This is a genomic window from Alkalithermobacter thermoalcaliphilus JW-YL-7 = DSM 7308 (assembly GCA_001584565.1).
In the GTDB taxonomy this organism is placed as follows: domain Bacteria; phylum Bacillota; class Clostridia; order Peptostreptococcales; family Peptostreptococcaceae; genus Alkalithermobacter; species Alkalithermobacter thermoalcaliphilus.
Genome location: LSFY01000001.1, coordinates 952780 through 971428 on the forward strand (window position 1 = coordinate 952780; position 18649 = coordinate 971428).

Genomic DNA, 18649 nt, shown 5'->3' on the forward strand with positions numbered 1-18649 from the left:
TTTGTAAAACGTTGTCCTAAGAATACTTTCTTTGATTATACTACATAATTTTGTAAACTATCAACTTTTTTCCTATATATACTTTTTGTTATTATTCTTACTGTGGCAAGCACTATCAAAAAAATCTGGTAAAATAGCGCATAGGTACTTATTTATTTGTATATCTTTATCTAAAATTAATTCACTTTCTGATAAGTCTTTAAATCCTATCTTTTTTAAGAAAAGTTCATCTTCATTTTTCTCTACCAGAAATAGTTTTATCCCATTTATATCCGCTAGGTTGAGTAGCGATTTTATTAATCCATCTTTTAATATGTTATTCATAGTTTCATTAAAAATGAAAAAATCATTTAGGTAGGCTATATTTCCTTTTTGTTTGTAGCTAGCATATCCTAAAATTTCTTCATTGTCATAAATAACTAATGAGCTATCTAACATATCTGTTTCTATGCTTTTTTTTAATAATGTATTTAGTTTATCTATATCTTTTTCGTTTACCTTAACTATTTTTAACACCAAAATCACCTCTTATAATGATTTTATATACCTTATTTCATCATTATTTAGATATCTCCACTGGCCTTTTTTAAGATTAGATAAAGTGATATTTCCTATAGAAATTCGTTTAAGACTTATGACTGGGTGTCCTATTGCTTCGCACATCTTTCTTATTTGTCTATTTTTCCCTTCATAAATAACAATTTCTACTACTGAAAAATTTACACTCTTTTCTAAAATTTTAAATTTAGCTGGTGCAGTAACATAATTATCAATTTTTATTCCTTTTTCAAATCTATTTATATCTTCAATTGTGGGATGTCCTTTTATTTTTGCTATGTATGTTTTATATATTTTATGTTTAGGATGTGTAAGCTTAAAGGCAATATCTCCATCATTAGTAAGAAGTAGTAAGCCTGATGTATTGTAGTCTAGTCTACCTACAGGGTATACTCTTTCTGGAATATCTATTAGATCTAGTACACTTTTCCTATTGAATTGATCTTTTACAGTAGTTACGTATCCCTCAGGTTTATTTAATAATATATATATCTTTTTGTTTTCTAATTTTATAACTTTTCCATTTACTTCTACTATATCTTTATTTTCATCTATATCTATACCCATAGTGTTTACAACTTTTCCGTTAACTTTTACTGTACCTGATAATATTAACTCATCTGCTCTTCTTCTAGAAGCGACTCCACAAAGTGCTATGTATTTATTTAGTCTCATCTAATCTCTCCTTAGTACTTAATATATATATTAATTTATACCAGTTTATATATATTTACAACTGTTTTAAATAATATTTAATTTATTTGGTTACATTAATACTAAATATTCGAGAAGGAGGATTTTATATGGCAAATAAAAATAATCAAAATAATCAGTACAATAAAAATGGTAGAAAAACGCCTAATAAAAAACTTGAATTTGCTGAAGAGCTTAGTCTAAAACCTAGTGAACATCCAAGTCAAACAGGATCTGTTAGCCAAAATACTAGTAGGCCTATATCAAAAAGAAAGAAGAATAAGAAAGAATAAAGTTGAGTTTTAAAGGCTGTTAAATCAGCCTTATTTTTTGTTAGTATTTATTTCTACTAGGAATTATTTTTATAGGATAAAATAAAATAGAGCCTTAGGCTCTATTGAACGTTATACATATTTTTACTTTTCAAATAATTGAATATATGTTCTCCGTGTTCTTGTTCTTCTTTTTGTATATGATTTAAAGCTTTCCTTACATTAGTATCTACGCATTCAAAAATAGTTGTATTGTATGTAGATGAAACATACTTTTCAGTCATCAATAAGTCTTCACAAAACTTAATATCATCTTGGCTATAATTTAAAGATTGATCAAATATAAATTGTGCATTAGATTGACTTTGTTGATTTTGCTGCATGTTAGGTACTTGTCCATTGAGTATTTGATTTATTGTATTAAGGTGTTGTCTTTCTTGGTCTGCGTGATACATAAATAACTGTTTTAGTTGCGGATCTTGAGCTTTATTAGCATATTCTGTATACTTTTGAATACACATTTCTTCATGGTGTTTTTGATCTTGAAGCATCATCTTTTCTTTTTGACTTAGTTGTATCATCTATACGTACCCTCCTACATATTTTTATAATTAGTTTTGCCTTTTTATTTGAATATATTCAAATTTTTTCTTGATTAATTTACTGTAGAATAACTGTAATAGTATACTGAATATAATTATTGTAAACATGATAGATGTTCCACAATAAAAGAAAAACTGTTGTGGTAGTATATTTATTACAGGATCTGTAGAAGGATTAAATTGCCAATAGTCATTGTTAAATATTAATTTGTGAAATATTGTAAAAGCTGAGTTGAAATCAACTAAAAATAGCATAACAAGAATTAATGGTGCTACCAATAAAGCTTTTGCTGAATAAGTAATGAATAAATAATCCTTACTTTTGTGGTGATTTATCATTAATACAAAAAATACAAATAAAGATAAAAGTAATATTTTGTCTAAAGCGTTAAATATATCTTTTACTTCTTTAAAATGAATTTTTCCATACTCTGATGAATGAAGTGTTGGAAGATTGAATTGTTTTTCCTTATGACTTGTTAGATAATTTATTATATAATCATAATTATCTTTTATTTCTTCTTTATCCATTCCTGAAGTTTTATGTATGTCTAAATAATCAATACTAAAATAATACAAAGGCTTAAAAAACACAACCAACTTAACTGATAGTATAACTACTATCATAATCAAAAATAAAGAAGATATTATATTTTTAAATCTAAACAAATATACATCACTCCTAATTTTAAAATTAAACCTAAAAGCCATATATGGCTTTTAGGTTTATACGCTAGGCTTAAAGCTTTTTAACCTTAATGCATTCATTAATACAGATACAGAGCTTAAAGACATTGCTGCAGCAGCAAACATTGGATTTAACTGTGGCCCTCCAAAAGCATATAACACTCCTGCAGCTAATGGTATACCTGCTACATTATAGGCAAAAGCCCAAAATAAATTTTGTTTAATATTTCTTATAGTGTTTTTACTTAACTGTATAGCAGTGATAACATCATCAATATCACTCTTAATAAGAACTATATCTGCAGATTCTATCGCAATATCTGTACCTGAACCTATTGCAATGCCTATATCTGCTTGTGCTAAGGCTGGTGCATCATTTATTCCATCTCCTACCATAGCTACCTTTTTACCTTGATTTTGAAGTTTTTTAATTTCATTTGCTTTCTCTTGAGGAATAACCTCTGCTAAAACTTTATCTATTCCAACCTGTGACGCTATAGCTTTAGCAGTTTTATAATTGTCTCCAGTTAACATTATAACTTCAATTCCCATATTTTTAAGTTTCCTTATAGCCTCTTTACTATTATGTTTAATTATATCTGCTACAGCTATTATACCTGCTACTTTCCCATTTAAAGCTACATACATAGGAGTTTTTCCTTCTTGAGCTAATTTTTCAGCTTTTTCTTCTATCTTATTTATATCTACATTTTTATCTTTCATAAACTTCTTATTTCCTAAAATTATATTCCTTCCACTTACATTAGCCTCTATTCCGTGTCCTGGTACAGCTTTAAATTCATTTACATTCAAAAGTTGAATATTATTTTCAGTTGCATATTTAACTATAGCTTCACCTAGAGGATGCTCTGAACCCTTCTCAGCTGATGCAACCAGTTGCAATAAGTCTTTTTCATCTATCCAATCTACTGTTATTATATCTGTAACTGTAGGTCTACCTTCTGTTATTGTACCTGTTTTATCAAATACTATAGTATCGACTTTGTGAGTTATTTCAAGAGCTTCTCCACTTTTTATTAATATTCCATACTCAGCACCTTTACCCGTTCCTACCATTATAGCTGTAGGAGTTGCAAGCCCTAATGCGCATGGACATGCTATAACAAGCACAGATATAAATATCTTAAGCGAAAATACTATATCTTGACCAGTTAAATACCAACTAATACCTGATATTACAGCTATAAAAAATACTACAGGAACAAAATAACTTGATACTATATCACCTAATTGAGCTATCGGAGCCTTAGATCCTTGAGCATCTTCAACTAGTTTTATAATTTGAGATAAAGCTGTATCCTCTCCTACTTTTGTAGCTTTAACTTTTATTAAACCATGCTTGTTTATACTTGCACCAACAACTTTATCTCCTATAGTTTTTTCAATAGGAATACTTTCTCCTGTAATCATAGATTCGTCTATAGAAGTTGACCCTTCTATAATTTGACCATCCACAGGAATTTTTTCTCCCGGTCTAACTAAAATTATATCTCCCACCTCAACTTCTTCTATAGGTATCTCAATTTCATCACTTCCGTGTATAACTGTTGCAGTCTTTGGTGCTAGACCCATAAGTTTTTTTATAGCTTCTGATGTCTTTCCTTTAGATACTGCTTCTAAAGCTTTACCTAAAAGAACAAGAGTCACTATCATAGCCGCTGTTTCAAAATATAAGTTATGAACATAATGTGTATCTCCAATTATTATTCTATATGTCGCATAAGAACTATATATAATAGCTGCTGATGTACCAATAGCTATTAGAGAATCCATATTAGGACTTTTTCTTAATATAGCTTTGAATCCAACTGTATAGAATTTATATCCAGCTATTACCACTGGAGTTGTAAGTATAATCTGAGCTATAGCATTGTTCAAAGCACCATGCTTATGACTTATCCATATAGGTAATGGAGCATTTATCCATGGAATCATAGGAACCATTGAGATATAAAATAAAGGTGTTGTAAATATTATTGACACAATAAATTTATACCAAAACAATTTTATTTCTTTTTCTTTTCTTTTTTTATCATCATCAATACTATCATTTTTTTCAATATCTAAAGGTTTATATCCAGCATTTATTATTATCTGTTTTATTTTGGATAATCTCACTTTATCTGATTCGTAGGTAATATTAGCTTTTTCTGTTGCAAAATTTACATGTACTTTTTCTACTCCATATATTTTTCGTATTTCATTTTCTAAAGCCTTTGCGCAAGACGAACAAGACATACCTTGTATAGGTATACTAATTTGTTTGCTTTTATTATAGTCTTTAACATCGTATCCTAAATTTATTATTTTACTTTTTATTTGTTCAATACTTATTTTATCTTCATCATAATTTATAGTTAATTTTTCTGTTGCAAAGTTTACAGTTGCATCAACTATTCCAGTTACGTTTCTTAACTCTTTTTCTATTCCTTTAGCACACGATGCACATGTCATTCCTAAAATTGATAGATTATCTTTTCTCACATTATCACCCTTTCTCACCCGTATTTAAAACAATTTTATATTTTAAACATATACCCTATACCAGTATACACTATTACGAAATGAAAGTCTATATATTAATTTGAAAATTTTATAATCATTTCTAAGTTGTTCCTTATATCATCTTTTAGTATTGGTTAAATTAATTAAAAAGAACAAATTTTATAAGGAGGACTTAAAATGGCTAAGAAAGGAAAAACTCCGACAAGCTCTAGAGCTACAAATCCAAGAATTCCATTTCAAAAAGCTCATTTAGAAGCTGGAAAGGAGTTTAGTGTTAATTTTAATGATTTAGATTCTAAACTTAAACATAACAGAAAAAATTCTCATTATAATGCTCGTGATTTTGATGACAAGTAAAAATAAATTAGGTGGTGAGCACTTTGAGCAAAAAACCTCTTGACCCTAATGCTTCAAAAGCACTAAAGCAGATGAAATACGAAATAGCAAACGAATTAGGAATTCTAAATGATGATACAATAGATAAAGGTAATATATCTTCTAGACAAAATGGTCTAGTAGCTGGATATGTAGGTGGATACATGACGAAAAAGTTAGTGGAAATAGGAGAAAAACTTTTAATAAATCAAAGTCATAAAAAATAGAAGAACCGAACTGGGTTCTTCTATTTTTTATCTAATGCTTTTTATTTTGTGCAAGATCAATAGATCCTAATATTATATGAGCTAACCCCAAACCTATGATTCCTGCCTCTAGCATAGGCATAAGATTTTTTCTTTTTAAGTCTCTCTTTTTCATATTTCTTACTCTTAAGGCTGTCCCTGTTGCTGTTACAACAGTTCCTAAAGCAGTTGGAATTAAACCTTCACGCATTAGTGAATACCTCCTCTTATATTGTTAAGGTATTCTTATATTTCTCTAATTTATATTTTGTATCCCATGTAATAAATATAAACTTAGTATTATTTATCATCTAATTCCATTTTTATTTTGTTTTGTATTTTTGTTACATCATCTCTAGTTAATCCCGTAGCATCCATTATACTTTGCATTCCTTCTCCTTTATCTAATAGTTCTTTTGCTTGTTCAACAGCTTCTTCATATTTTCCTTTTGCAAATTTTTTCTTCATAAGTATCACTCTCCTTTTTTTATATATTTTCCATACAGCAATCTTTTATTCATAATCACATTTAATATCAGTTACTATAGCACTTTCTAAAGGTATTTTGTCTTTTTTAACTTCAATTAATGTCCATTCTCCTATCAAATTACTGTTAGTTTGTTTTAAATACTTATGAAGACTTTCTTTATCAATGTCACTTTGATCACTTACCACAATAGACAATCGATTTATTTTATTGATTTTTCTAACAATACTAATTTCCTTTACAAATTTATCGATTTTATACATCAGATTAATACTTTTCATAAAATTACCTCCTCATTAACACTTGTGCTTTAAGATTAAATATATGTATTTTAAATTTATATAGAACAATTTAAATCAGCATATGAATAAAATTTGATATCTTTGTAAACAATCTAGATGTAATTATTTTTAATCAAGGAGGTATTTTATGGATAATTTAAGTGTTGTAAGTATTAGAGTAGATCAAAGAACAGATTCTGCTACAAAACTTCAAGAAGTTCTAACAAAAAATGGAGATATGATATTAGCTAGATTCGGAATGCACGATCCTCAAGAAATAAACACAGGATTGATAACATTAAATATTAGAGGAGAAAAAAGCAGAATAAATAATATGTTAAATGAACTTTCTTCTCTAGATGGAATAAAAGTTAACCATATGGAAGCATAAAAAAGATCTCTTAGACATCTAAGAGATCTTAATCTAAATCTTTAAATCCTATTATATAGGTTGCTACAAATGCACCTGCAAATGCTAGAATCATTCCTACTATATAATTAAACATAGAATTTATATCTGTTATAGCTACTCCTGGAATACCTGTTGCTCCTAAAGCAGTCATCCCAACTTTAGTTAAAACAACATATGCACCACCTATAGCTCCTCCTATAGCAGCTGCTATAAAAGGTTTCCCTAATCTTAGGTTTACCCCAAAAATTGCAGCTTCTGTAATACCTAATAAACAAGATGTAGCTGCTGGTAAAGCTATAGATTTAATTTTTGTATTTTTAGTTTTAAAATATACTGCTGTAGCTGCTCCTCCTTGTGCTACATTAGCCATAGACCAAATAGGAAGTAAAAAGTTCACGCCTACACTTGAAAGCAATCCGGCCTCTATAGCATGAAAACTATGATGAACTCCTGTTATAACTATAGAAGAATAAACCCCTCCAAATAATAATCCTGATAAAACACCTGCTTTATCATAAACATTTGTAAGAACAAAAGATATTCCATCTCCTATAAATCTACCTAAAGGACCTATAGCTATCAAAGATATAAATCCACTTATCATTAAAGTCAAAAATGGAGTTAAAAGTATATCTAATGAGTTTGGAATTATCTTTCTCAAATTCTTCTCTATAATTCCCATTATATATACAGCTATTAATATAGGTAAAACAGTTCCTTGATATCCAACCATTCCAATTTCCATACCAAATACATCTATGGTTTTTTCTATTCCTGATCCAACTGTCCATGCATTTTGTAAAGCTGGATGTATCAAAATCCCACCTAAAGCAGCTGCTAAATATGGATTTGCTCCAAATTCCTTAGCTGCACTAAATGCTATCAATATAGGTAAAAATACAAACGCTGCATTAGAAAACATATCTAAAAGAGTGAATAGCCCAGTATTTCCCTCAATCCAACCAAACCTTGTAGACATACCTAAAAGTCCCATCAAAAGACCACTAGCTACTATAGCAGGTATTATTGGAACAAATATATTTGATAAAACTCTTGCAAACTTTTGAATTGGATTTAATTTTTTCATAGCTGCATTTTTAGACTCATCTTCTGATGATAAACTTATATATCCCTCATTTACCATCTCTTGATAAACCTTGTTTACAAGCCCTTGGCCTAGTATTATCTGAAATTGACCTGCTGTTGAAAAACATCCTTTAACTTCAGAAAGCTGCTCTAATTTTTCTTTATTTGCTTTTTTATCATCTCTTAAAACCATTCTAAGTCTAGTAGCACAGTGAACTGCACTTTCTATATTTTCTTTTCCACCAACTAAGTGAATGATATCTTCAGCCAACTGTTTAATATCATTCTTAGTTAATTGTTTAATATCCATACACATCTTCCTTTCTATATATTTTTATTGAGCGCCCAATTTAAAAACAAAAAAGACCTAAATGGATAGACAAGCAAAATGCTCATCTTCCAATTTAGGTCTTGCCTGCATTACCAGTCACAATCCTACGATATATCGTTTTCCTTTACTATGATTTTATATAAAAATATGTTTCTTGTCAATAATTTTTTTAATATTAAGTATAGGTTTTCTACATAAAAATATAATCTATATATTAGAACAAATCCTTTATTTTAAATATTTTTTAAAAAAACTTTGTCTAAATACATTACATAAGTTATAACTTTCCCATAATTTATTAAAGCACATAATTTCCTATATGTTATAAAAAATGAATAAGTTACCCAAAATAAATGTGATATAATTTAAATGGGTGATATTTATGAGTATTTTAAAAAATGATTGGAGTTTATACTTAGAAGAAGAATTCAAAAAAGATTATTACATTAAATTGAGAAGGTTTTTGATAAATGAATATAAAACTAAAACTGTTTATCCTAAACCAGAAGATATATTCAACGCCCTACACTATACCCCTTATAAAGAGGTTAAAGTTGTTATAATAGGTCAAGATCCATATCACGGACCTAATCAAGCTCACGGTTTAAGTTTTTCTGTAAATCCTTCAGTAGCAATCCCTCCATCTCTTTTGAATATTTTTAAAGAACTAAGAGATGATATAGGATGTTATATACCTAATAATGGATACCTTAAAAAATGGGCAGACCAAGGTGTTTTGCTTCTTAATGCAGTTTTAACCGTAGTTGAAGGAAAACCTAACTCTCATAAAAATATAGGATGGGAAAATTTCACAAATAAAATCATTTGCCAACTCAATAAAAAACAAGATTCTATAGTATTTATTTTGTGGGGGAATAATGCTCAACAAAAAGAGACTTTTATAACTAATCCTATTCATAAAATCATAAAATCTCCACATCCAAGTCCTTTATCTGCTAACAAAGGCTTCTTTGGTAGTAAGGCATTTTCTAAAACAAATGAATTTTTACTATCAGTAAATAAACAACCTATAGATTGGCAGATAGAAAACATATAAAGTCTTCTATTTGAAGGTAGAAGACTTTTATCTTTTAATCATTTATTAAAGCGATAGCTCTAGTAGGAGAACCATCTGCTCTTTCTGTTTTAAGGGGCATACACATAAATATAAAAGTGTTATCATCTACAAGTTCTAAATTCGTTAAGTTTTCTATTAGTATAAATTTTCTACCTAAAAGAATTTTATGAATATCAAATGAAGAAGAAGTAATATCATCTACAGAAATGGTATCAACTCCTATCCCTTTTAAATTAAACTTAGAAAGATATATAGCAGCATCTACACTTAATGTTGGAAAATCTATAAAGTATTCATCTTCTCCCCAAGTTTTGCTCCAACCCGTTTTTAATATTACGAAATCTACACATTTTATCTTTTCTTCATGATGTTTAATTTCTTCAACATCAACAATTTTTGACTTTATATTTGTTAAATCTACAATATATGCACTTCCGTAAAAGTGATCTGCCGGATACTCATCTAAGAACAATCCATCTTTAATCATATGCGCTGGTGCATCTATATGAGTACCAGTATGAGAATACATAGTTATTTTATTTTCTATAAAACCATCTTTTTCTAGAGTATTAGCTATTTCAAATATAGGTCTTTCTGTTCCAGGAAATACGGGCATATTACTGTTAATTGAATGTGTTAAGTCTATTATTTTCATAAAATCCCCCTATTTTTCAAATAAATTTTTATTTAAAGCCTCCCAAAGATATAAAGAAAGTACAGTTTTGTAAGGAGCAAACTTTTGACTAAAATTTAAAACTTCTTTTTCACCAGGTATAGTATCTAGACAATAAAGCATACCAACAGCTTTTCTTAGTCCTAAATCTTTAGCTGAAAATACATTTAGCCTTCCTAAAGAAAATATCAAAAACATCTGTGCAGTCCATCTGCCTATGCCCTTTACTTGAGTTAGTATATTTATTACTTCTTCATCTTCATAATTGTTAATATTTTGTAAATCAATACTTTTGTTTATAATTTTAAAAGATAAATCCTTGATATAGCAAATTTTATATTTTGATATTCCTATTTCTCTACACCTATCATCTGACAATAAAATTATATTTTCTGGTGTAATATCTTTACAAAGCTCACAAAACCTATTCCATATAGTATCTGCTGCTTTTAAAGATAGTTGCTGACCTATAATACTTTTGACCAAAGATATATAATAATCTTCTTGTAATTGTACATGACAACTTCCTACCTGCTTTACTAATTTATCTAATTTCTTATCTTTAGATTGTATATATATAGTTTCTTTACTGTTCAAGTCGAATCTTAATATCTTACCCATCTATTCACCTTTTCTTTAATAATTTATTTATCAGTTTAAACAAATCAAATGTTGTTTTATTGTAAATTTTATTATACATATATCTTTTAGGATTTGTTATCCAACCATATCCTCTAGGCATTTTTAATCCAGCCCTATGAACTATTTGTCTTTTTACACTTGTTCTTGCTGATAATCTTTTTTTCAAACTCGGAGTTCTTATACCAAACTTCATACACTGTCTCCTTTCATATTAATTACTCTATAAATATAATATTAATATTCCCTAGGAAATATATTCAAACTTAATTGAATTATCTGTATTTTTAAAAATTATATATCCTTACCAATCTTGTTATAAACTTGAATATATTTCATAGAATTTAAAACTCCTATTAGTTAAAACTAAAAATATAGTATGAAAGGAGGATATTGTATGAACAAAAAACTCAAATCAAGTACAGATAATCAATGGATATCAACCCCAGAAGATGTCTTGAAAAACAAAAATTCTAAACACAATAATAAAAAAACAGAAACAAACAACCAATGGACTTGCACTGCTAAAAATACTTTACACGATAAAGAATAGATATTCAAAAGCACCACAGATAATCTCATGTGGTGCTTTAAAATTATAACTTGCATCCATATATTTCCAAAACGACTGGACAATGGTCACTTCCGTAGATGTCAGAATGTATCTGAGCATCCTTTAGAGCATCCTTTAATCTTTCCGATACTATAAAGTAGTCTATTCTCCAACCTACATTTTTTTCTCTTGCTCGACCCATATACGACCACCATGTATAAACATCTTGTTTGTCTGGATAAAAATATCTATAAGTATCTATAAATCCACTGGCCAGTAACTGTGTAATTTTTGATCTTTCTTCATCTGTAAATCCAGCACTTTTTCTATTTGAATTAGGATTTTTTAGATCTATTTCCTTATGAGCTACATTCAGATCACCACATAAAATAACTGGTTTTTTTGAATCTAACTCTTTGATATAATTTCTAAATACATCTTCCCATTCCATTCTATAATCAAGTCTTGCAAGCTCCCTTTGGGAATTTGGAGTATACACATTAACTAAATAAAATTTTTCAAACTCTAAAGTTATAACTCTGCCTTCTTGATCATGATCTTTAATTCCTATTCCATACTTAACAGTTAAAGGTTTCATTTTTGTAAATACAGCTGTTCCCGAATAGCCTTTTTTAATAGCGTAATTCCAGTACTGATTATATCCTGGCAAATCTAGATCTATTTGACCTTGTTGTAGCTTTGTTTCTTGAATACAAAATATATCCGCATCCATTTCATTAAAGTATTCTAAAAAACCTTTCTTTACACATGCCCTAAGTCCATTTACATTCCAAGAAATCAACTTCATTTTTTATCCTCCAAATAACTTTGATAATATTCATTTATATATTAACATTACAATTTATCTTTTACAATACAATTAGTCTTTACATAAGATATTAGTAAAATAATATAACTTTTTCAAAATAATAATATATGATAATCTAGTGTAAAGTACTAAAAAAAAGGGGTTTTTTTATGTCTGAAATTTTGGTGAATGTTACTAGGGGAGAATATATAGAAAGTAGACACTATGGTGATATAGCTATTGTAGATAGAGAAGGAAAATTATTATACTCAGTTGGAGATTTTGATAGATTTACTTTTTTTAGATCTGCCGCAAAACCTTTTCAAGTCATTCCTTTTATAGAATCAGGAGGAATTGAAAAATTTAATATAACTTTAGAAGAACTATCTGTAATGACTTCTTCTCATAATGGAGAAAAAGAACATGTAAACATGGTTAACAACATATTATATAAACTTAACCTAACCATACAAGATCTTGATTGCGGAACTTGTGTTCCTATGTCAAAGAAGGCATCTGAAGATATTTTAAAATCTCAAAACAATTATACAGCACTTCACAACGCTTGCTCTGGAAAACACTGTGCAATGTTAGGCCTTTCAATTTTAAAAAATATAAATATTAAAGATTATATATCTACAAATCACCCCATACAACAAGAAATGTTAAATATTATATCCCAAATGTGTAGTATAAAAAAAGATGATATAGCTATAGCTATAGATGGCTGCGGAGTTCCTGTTTTTGGGATGGGTATAGATAAAATGGCATTAGCTTATGCAAGGTTGTCTAAACCTGACGGATTATTTTCCAAAGAAAGATGTAATTCTATAAAAACTATAGTTTCAGCTATGACTAAATATCCTTTCTATGTTGCAGGAACAAATAGGCTTGATACCATTTTAATGCAAGTTACAAACGGAAAAGTGATAGCAAAATTAGGAGCAGAAGCTATTTATTGTGTAGGTATTGTTGATAAAGGCATTGGGATCTGCATTAAAATAGACGATGGTAGCTTTAGGGCAATAGATCCTGTTATCATAGAGGTATTAAAACAGCTAAATATCTTATCAAACACTGAACTTAGTAAACTTCAATTTAGACATATGCCTGAACTTAAAAATCATCGCAAAGAAGTCATCGGTGTTTTAAAGCCTGCTTTTCGTTTGAATAGACATATATAAATATAAAGACCTATTTCGATAGGTCTTTATATTTGATCTATTTTAATCCATAACTTAACAATTTCACTTAATATTAATTTTTCTAATGATAATTTATATTCTTTTTCATCTATTTTCATTATTCTTTTATCTATTATCTCTGATACTAAATCTGTATCTATTGTTTTCACCTCTTTTCCTAAAAGCATATTATATTTTTCTTTTATGTATTTTTGTAGCTTTAATTTATCTATGTCATCTCCATCATACACTAATATTATTTCAATATCCTTAACTATAAATTTCCTATCATTTATAACTTCCTCAAGCTTTTTTAATTTTACATCCTTATCTTCAATAACATTATTTAAATAAGTTATTTCCTGATGATATTTATCTATTCTATAACTAACTAATATAGTTATACTTAAAACTCCTACTATATATCCTATTACAACTCCTGTTAATAAAAACAACATATACTTTATTTTTTGTCTTAAGACATCCATATCTGCGAACACCATCTTATTAATTTGATAAAATTATATCCTAAATTAGCTCCTACAAACGCAAAAATTATATATCCCATTTGTTTTATAACAGATTTTATTTCTCCTTTAAATAAACCTTGCTCTATTATCTCAAAAGATGAAAATGTTCCTCCTAAAGCTACAACTACTGCCCAAATTTTTATAGAGCTAGCTACATCAAACATTGTCTTAACAGGAGGGTGATTATTAATCACCGCTGCTACACCTGCAAATAACGCTGCACCTATGATGACTCCAAAAGATATCAAAAAACTGTAAATAAGATTTGAAATAAAGATAGTCATATGCATCACCTATAAATTTAGTTCTATATATACTATTCCAAGGTTTAATATATAATTACTAAAAGATAGCTAATCTTAAAAAAACAAAGTGTATAATTTCATATGTATTAAAAAAACAATATGCTCCCATTTTATAAACAGATTTTAAAATCTGTTTACTCTCATAGGAGCATATCATAAAAACTTAGTTATTTTTTTTAGTATCTAGATATGAAACTGCACTCAAAGCTGCTATCTGTCCTTCGCCTGCAGCTTTTAAATATTGATAAGGTTTACCTGTGCAATCTCCTGCAGCAAAACACCCTTTTATATTTGTGTGCATATTTTTATCTACCTTTATATGACCTTTTTCCATTTCTAGCCCTGGAACTAAATATTTAGGTGATATGCTATCTTTAATAAAGAATACCCCATCAACATCTATCTCAGACTTTTTTAAAACGAGTCTATCTACATACTCTTTACCTTTAACTTCCAAAGGAGTATCTTTTATTATTTGTATATTTTTATCTAAACTATAATTTCCTTTATAAATAGGAATGTAATAAACATTAGAAGCTATTTCTACTAGGAAGTTTGCTTCTTGTTCTGCTTCAACATTATAGCCTATTATAGCAACTTTTTTACCTCTATACAAAGATGCATCACAAGTTGCACAATAACCTACACCTTTTCCTAAAAATTCTTCTTCCCCTTTTATAGGTTTTGTATATTCTATACCTGTTGCAAGTATAACAGTAGTAGCTTCATACATTTTATCATTTGCAGCTACTACAAAATACTCTCCCATTGCATATACATTAGTTGCTCTTTCTTCATTTATCTTTATATCCATGCTTTCAATATGAGATCTAAAAGCATTCTTTAAACCTTCTCCATTTACATTATAAATTCCTAAGTAGTTATCAATTACTGGTGCTCTAACTATTTTATCACTTAAATTGGAGCTTCCAAACAGTATTATATTTTTATTCCTTACCTTTGCGTTTATTGCTGCTGAGAGCCCAGCAGGTCCACTTCCTATTATAGCTATATCATATCTCATCTGATCACCATTTTATAAGTTTGATTCTATTTGAGATTTTATCATTTCTTTAGGTCTAAATCCCATTATAGTATCAACTACTTTTCCATTTTTAAATACTATCATAGTCGGTACACTAGTTATATTAAATCTTTGGGCTAATTGTATATCTTTATCTATATCTACCTTTAAAAATTTAACATTTTGCATTTCTTCACTTAAACTCTCAAACACAGGTGCTAACATTTTACAAGGTCCACACCAATTAGCAAAAAAATCGACTACAGCTAACCCTTCGTAATTTTCAACTTCACTTTGGAACTGATTGCCTGTTATAATCTTAACCATAACATCTACCTCCTCATTTATTTATCTTTTACAATTATTATTGTACTCTTTGAATATAAATATGTCAATATCGTTATATAATAATATATGGATATTTCGAAAAAGAGTTACACCAACTACACGGTATTATAACCTAATTTTATATAGAAAAAACACAATAGCCAAAGCTATTGTGTCAGTTTGTAGACAAAACAATCTGCCCGAAAGGGCAAATTTTTAATCTTGCATATGATTTATCCCTTAATTTGGAAAAATCATATTTTATGCTAAGAAAAATTGAAAAAGGGTTGTATAACGCAGTCCATGCTTTTCTTTTAAATCAGCAACTACTCTTTCGATAGTCTTGTGATCTTAGTGCATATATACTTTTATTGTAAGTAGAATGTGGATTTTTATAAAGCGGACTCTAAATGGAATGGATAGGCCTGATTTAATGAACCTTGAAAGATTTCTTATCGACATACATCCTGAAGGCTATAGAAACTTTGAATGTTTGAGCTTGCGAGTTTCAAAGTTTCTAGAATTCAGGATGTATGGAGATTATAGAAATCTCAAGGTGAAATTTAAAGGCCGCTCATTCCATTAGAGGACGCTTTATCCTTAATTTATATTTTAGCATAAAAATAAAGAAAGCTTTTTGAAAAATTTTCAAAAAAGCTTTCCTGAGTTGAATTTGTCAACAGTCTAAGGAGTAGACTTTACAGTTCTACTCCTATTTGTTATACTATCTTCTCATCATAAATATTAATAAGCCCAAGCTTTGATATTTTTTCTCTTAGATAATCTTTATCTAAAGTATATAACCCTAGTTTTTTCATTCTTTCAAAATATATAGATCCTGCAAATGTTATTTTAACTTTGTCTGATTCTTCATTATTTAAAATTTCATTTCCATAAGCTATTAAATCGCCTATGGCTATGTTTCTTGGAAGATTAAGAAGTGGTATTCCGATACAGTTTCTTACACTGTTGTGACCTGCTAGATATCCTGTAACTATAGCTTCTGTATGACCTACATAAAATCCACTTTTTTCTCCTGCTACAAATAAGTTATCTATTCCTTTAACTTTTAAACTATTATCTCTTTTTGCAACAGATAAATATCTTATAGAATTTCCTATTCCTCCTGAATACGGATCTTCATATCTAGCATTTTCAAAACCTTTTATTTTTCTTAGTTTTTCAAGAGGATAAAAAGGTACCATAAGTTTTGCATGACCTGTGTCTAGTAATATAAGATTTTTAGCAAATTCATCTAATGCATATTGTTGACATACCTTAATATCTAGTTTCCCATGATTTATTTCTTCTTTAGGAAGTGGAACTACCACTAAACCGTTTTTATTTAACTCATTTCTTATTTCTTCGCTTAATGATTCTTTATTTAATTTTACTGATCCACTAAAAGCTCCATAACTTCCATCATTTCTTTTTCCTATAATATCTTTAAGTCCACATTTTTGAGTTATGCTAACTCTTGGTCCAAACGATGGACATCTTAATACACACATTGCACATCCGTTTCCATATTTTAAACAATTACCCATTGAGCCTGTTGATCCTGTTGTTTCTATAAAACTATCTGCTTTTATTGTTTTTCCATCTTCTAATACTACTGCTTCTATTTTAGATCCATTAAGATTTACATCTACTACTCTACTTTTAAAAAGTATCTTTATATTCATATCTTCAAGTTTTCTTCTTACGAATGCTTCTATTATATTTACATCGTATAAACTTGCATGTTTATGTCCTGGAAAATCTATGTTTTTGTGCCTTGAGCACATATCTGTTATTTCAAAAATTTCTCGTCCTCCGAGTAATATACACTCTTCAGATGCTGTATATCTTCCGTTATTTCTCATTATTCCACCTACATTACCAAGTCCTAAAAGCATATCAGTTCTTTCTATTAATGTGACATTTGCACCTGCTTTTTTAGCAGATATAGCAGTTGCACACCCTGCCCAACCTCCACCTATAACTACTATCTTTTTCATTTCAAAGCCTCCTTTAGATATAATCTAGGCTCAATTTGGGTTTTGCAAGTTTTTATAATTTGATCTTTTATTTTAACTGAGCACGCCCCACAAATTCCTTCTCCGCAACACATTAAATTGTTATTACTAATTACTAAATATATATTTTCATCTACGCTATCTACAATATTCATAATTTTTTTATTAAATGTATTTGAACCAGCACTATAAACTAGCTTCACTCCATTTCTTAGTTCTTGCTTTAATATATCTTCCTGTTTATTTAAATCTAAATACATAAATTTTATATTTTCATTTTGAATTATATAATTTTGTATATATTCTACTTTTCTTTTATTTTGGTCTATTATCACAGTTATATCGTTGTTGTTTTTAGTCAGCTGTTTTATAACTTTAATTAAGGTTACTTGTGCTATTCCTGATGATATTAAGACCACTTTAGAATTTCTCATTATTTTTAAATATTTAAGACCAAATATCCCATTTTTATACGGTGCTCTTATATACATCTTTTTACTTTTCAAAATTTCTTTTGTTTTAGGTCCTCTTATTGCTACTACAACTTTTAGTATATTTTCTTTTAAATCTACATCTGTAACCGATATAGGTATGTTAAATTTTTCTTCAACTTTTTCTCCACCTCTTAAAAAAACATACGAACCTGGATTTATTAGTTCTTCGCCTAGTTCTTGTGGTATATAGGCTTCTATAAGATATACATTGTCTAGTATTTCATATGAATCTTTAATGTCTACTAGTATATCTTTTTTGAACTCCTGTGCTTTTTTGTTATTTCTTATAAATCTTTCGTATACGCATACCCCCTGCCATAAACATTCACATGTGTTTTGTCCTTGCAAATGTGAACATAATATGCAATCTTGAGTTTGAGCTAAATAACAAGGACAGTACTCACTTCCTACATCAACACATTCATTAGGTTTCATATTAATCCCTTCCCCTTATAAAAATA

The 18649-nt window shown here is 28.6% G+C and carries 26 protein-coding genes; 7 read left to right on the top strand and 19 right to left on the bottom strand.

The features are described 5' to 3' along the window. Positions 1-72: 72 nt before the first annotated feature. Positions 73-516, bottom strand: a complete 444-nt coding sequence (locus JWYL7_RS04995; RefSeq protein ID WP_066069822.1) for an N-acetyltransferase — start codon at positions 514-516, stop codon at positions 73-75. A gap of 12 nt (positions 517-528) precedes the next feature. Further along, entirely contained in the window at positions 529-1233 is a 705-nt protein-coding gene (locus tag JWYL7_RS05000; RefSeq protein ID WP_066069825.1) for a pseudouridine synthase, read from the bottom strand. Between the two features lie 128 nt (positions 1234-1361). Between JWYL7_RS05000 and JWYL7_RS05005 the strand changes: the two genes are divergently transcribed. After that, positions 1362-1544, top strand: a complete 183-nt coding sequence (locus tag JWYL7_RS05005; RefSeq protein ID WP_066069828.1) for a hypothetical protein — start codon at positions 1362-1364, stop codon at positions 1542-1544. 101 nt (positions 1545-1645) lie between these two features. Here the strand turns inward: JWYL7_RS05005 and JWYL7_RS05010 are convergent, their stop codons facing one another. Genes JWYL7_RS05010 through JWYL7_RS05020 form a run of 3 tightly spaced genes read right to left on the bottom strand, consistent with a single transcriptional unit; the run spans position 1646 to position 5335 of the window. Further along, the gene (locus tag JWYL7_RS05010; RefSeq protein WP_066069831.1) at positions 1646-2104 is read right to left on the bottom strand and encodes a spore coat protein; all 459 of its coding nucleotides are present in this window, start codon (positions 2102-2104) and stop codon (positions 1646-1648) included. A gap of 30 nt (positions 2105-2134) precedes the next feature. Continuing rightward, positions 2135-2794: a TIGR01906 family membrane protein gene (locus tag JWYL7_RS05015; RefSeq protein WP_066069834.1), complete on the bottom strand. Its 660-nt coding sequence runs from the start codon at positions 2792-2794 to the stop codon at positions 2135-2137. Positions 2795-2851: 57 nt separating this feature from the next. Next, positions 2852-5335 (bottom strand): heavy metal translocating P-type ATPase, encoded by a 2484-nt coding sequence (locus JWYL7_RS05020; RefSeq protein WP_331722111.1) that lies wholly within the window; start codon positions 5333-5335, stop codon positions 2852-2854. Between the two features lie 180 nt (positions 5336-5515). Here JWYL7_RS05020 and JWYL7_RS05025 point away from each other — a divergent pair, with 180 nt between their 5' ends. Then, a complete protein-coding gene (locus JWYL7_RS05025; protein ID WP_066069836.1) occupies positions 5516-5695 on the top strand; it encodes a hypothetical protein in 180 nt (59 codons plus the stop codon). 14 nt (positions 5696-5709) lie between these two features. Beyond that, on the top strand, positions 5710-5940 hold the full coding sequence (locus JWYL7_RS05030; RefSeq protein WP_066072379.1) for an alpha/beta-type small acid-soluble spore protein: 231 nt from the start codon (positions 5710-5712) through the stop codon (positions 5938-5940). A 31-nt stretch (positions 5941-5971) separates the two neighbouring features. Here the strand turns inward: JWYL7_RS05030 and JWYL7_RS05035 are convergent, their stop codons facing one another. The 3 genes from JWYL7_RS05035 to JWYL7_RS05040 all read right to left on the bottom strand — a co-directional run bounded on the left by JWYL7_RS05035 (position 5972) and on the right by JWYL7_RS05040 (position 6726). Next, entirely contained in the window at positions 5972-6169 is a 198-nt protein-coding gene (locus JWYL7_RS05035; RefSeq protein ID WP_066069839.1) for an asparagine synthase, read from the bottom strand. Positions 6170-6258: 89 nt separating this feature from the next. Further along, on the bottom strand, positions 6259-6426 hold the full coding sequence (locus tag JWYL7_RS10530; RefSeq protein WP_161937480.1) for a hypothetical protein: 168 nt from the start codon (positions 6424-6426) through the stop codon (positions 6259-6261). A 45-nt stretch (positions 6427-6471) separates the two neighbouring features. After that, positions 6472-6726 carry a hypothetical protein gene (locus JWYL7_RS05040; RefSeq protein WP_066069842.1) on the bottom strand — a complete coding sequence of 85 codons (255 nt, stop codon included), beginning with the start codon at positions 6724-6726 and terminating at the stop codon, positions 6472-6474. A gap of 148 nt (positions 6727-6874) precedes the next feature. On the opposite strand from JWYL7_RS05040, the gene JWYL7_RS05045 reads away from it, so the two are divergent. Continuing rightward, a complete protein-coding gene (locus JWYL7_RS05045) occupies positions 6875-7117 on the top strand; it encodes a hypothetical protein (protein WP_066069847.1) in 243 nt (80 codons plus the stop codon). Between the two features lie 28 nt (positions 7118-7145). On the opposite strand, the gene JWYL7_RS05050 is transcribed toward JWYL7_RS05045, so the two are convergent. Beyond that, on the bottom strand, positions 7146-8534 hold the full coding sequence (locus tag JWYL7_RS05050; RefSeq protein ID WP_066069850.1) for a sucrose-specific PTS transporter subunit IIBC: 1389 nt from the start codon (positions 8532-8534) through the stop codon (positions 7146-7148). Between the two features lie 403 nt (positions 8535-8937). On the opposite strand from JWYL7_RS05050, the gene JWYL7_RS05055 reads away from it, so the two are divergent. Continuing rightward, positions 8938-9612 (top strand): uracil-DNA glycosylase, encoded by a 675-nt coding sequence (locus JWYL7_RS05055; protein ID WP_066069855.1) that lies wholly within the window; start codon positions 8938-8940, stop codon positions 9610-9612. A gap of 34 nt (positions 9613-9646) precedes the next feature. Here the strand turns inward: JWYL7_RS05055 and JWYL7_RS05060 are convergent, their stop codons facing one another. The 3 genes from JWYL7_RS05060 to JWYL7_RS05070 are packed head-to-tail and all read right to left on the bottom strand — an operon-like array spanning position 9647 to position 11141. After that, positions 9647-10288 (bottom strand): cyclase family protein, encoded by a 642-nt coding sequence (locus JWYL7_RS05060; RefSeq protein ID WP_066069858.1) that lies wholly within the window; start codon positions 10286-10288, stop codon positions 9647-9649. Between the two features lie 9 nt (positions 10289-10297). After that, on the bottom strand, positions 10298-10927 hold the full coding sequence (locus JWYL7_RS05065; RefSeq protein ID WP_072280176.1) for a DNA-3-methyladenine glycosylase family protein: 630 nt from the start codon (positions 10925-10927) through the stop codon (positions 10298-10300). A 4-nt stretch (positions 10928-10931) separates the two neighbouring features. Beyond that, positions 10932-11141, bottom strand: coding sequence for a hypothetical protein (locus JWYL7_RS05070; RefSeq protein ID WP_066069861.1), 210 nt, complete (start codon positions 11139-11141; stop codon positions 10932-10934). 201 nt (positions 11142-11342) lie between these two features. Between JWYL7_RS05070 and JWYL7_RS10655 the strand changes: the two genes are divergently transcribed. Continuing rightward, on the top strand, positions 11343-11498 hold the full coding sequence (locus tag JWYL7_RS10655) for a hypothetical protein (protein WP_169794323.1): 156 nt from the start codon (positions 11343-11345) through the stop codon (positions 11496-11498). 43 nt (positions 11499-11541) lie between these two features. Here JWYL7_RS10655 and JWYL7_RS05075 read toward each other — a convergent pair whose 3' ends face one another. After that, positions 11542-12306, bottom strand: coding sequence for an exodeoxyribonuclease III (locus JWYL7_RS05075; protein ID WP_066069864.1), 765 nt, complete (start codon positions 12304-12306; stop codon positions 11542-11544). Between the two features lie 170 nt (positions 12307-12476). On the opposite strand from JWYL7_RS05075, the gene JWYL7_RS05080 reads away from it, so the two are divergent. Beyond that, positions 12477-13490, top strand: a complete 1014-nt coding sequence (locus JWYL7_RS05080; RefSeq protein ID WP_066069867.1) for an asparaginase — start codon at positions 12477-12479, stop codon at positions 13488-13490. Positions 13491-13516: 26 nt separating this feature from the next. On the opposite strand, the gene JWYL7_RS05085 is transcribed toward JWYL7_RS05080, so the two are convergent. The 6 genes from JWYL7_RS05085 to JWYL7_RS05110 all read right to left on the bottom strand — a co-directional run bounded on the left by JWYL7_RS05085 (position 13517) and on the right by JWYL7_RS05110 (position 18623). Next, positions 13517-13978: a sporulation membrane protein YtrI gene (locus JWYL7_RS05085; RefSeq protein WP_066069870.1), complete on the bottom strand. Its 462-nt coding sequence runs from the start codon at positions 13976-13978 to the stop codon at positions 13517-13519. Then, a complete protein-coding gene (locus JWYL7_RS05090) occupies positions 13966-14304 on the bottom strand; it encodes a YtrH family sporulation protein (protein ID WP_066069873.1) in 339 nt (112 codons plus the stop codon). The genes JWYL7_RS05085 and JWYL7_RS05090 overlap by 13 nt, the downstream gene beginning before the upstream one ends. Before the next feature lie 184 nt (positions 14305-14488). Next, positions 14489-15349, bottom strand: a complete 861-nt coding sequence (locus tag JWYL7_RS05095) for an NAD(P)/FAD-dependent oxidoreductase (RefSeq protein ID WP_066069875.1) — start codon at positions 15347-15349, stop codon at positions 14489-14491. A gap of 12 nt (positions 15350-15361) precedes the next feature. Then, positions 15362-15676 (bottom strand): thioredoxin, encoded by a 315-nt coding sequence (trxA, locus tag JWYL7_RS05100; protein ID WP_066069879.1) that lies wholly within the window; start codon positions 15674-15676, stop codon positions 15362-15364. A gap of 719 nt (positions 15677-16395) precedes the next feature. Beyond that, a complete protein-coding gene (locus JWYL7_RS05105) occupies positions 16396-17676 on the bottom strand; it encodes an FAD-dependent oxidoreductase (protein WP_066069882.1) in 1281 nt (426 codons plus the stop codon). Beyond that, positions 17673-18623, bottom strand: coding sequence for a sulfide/dihydroorotate dehydrogenase-like FAD/NAD-binding protein (locus JWYL7_RS05110; RefSeq protein WP_066069885.1), 951 nt, complete (start codon positions 18621-18623; stop codon positions 17673-17675). Before JWYL7_RS05110 ends, JWYL7_RS05105 begins: the two co-directional genes overlap by 4 nt. Positions 18624-18649 lie beyond the last annotated feature (26 nt).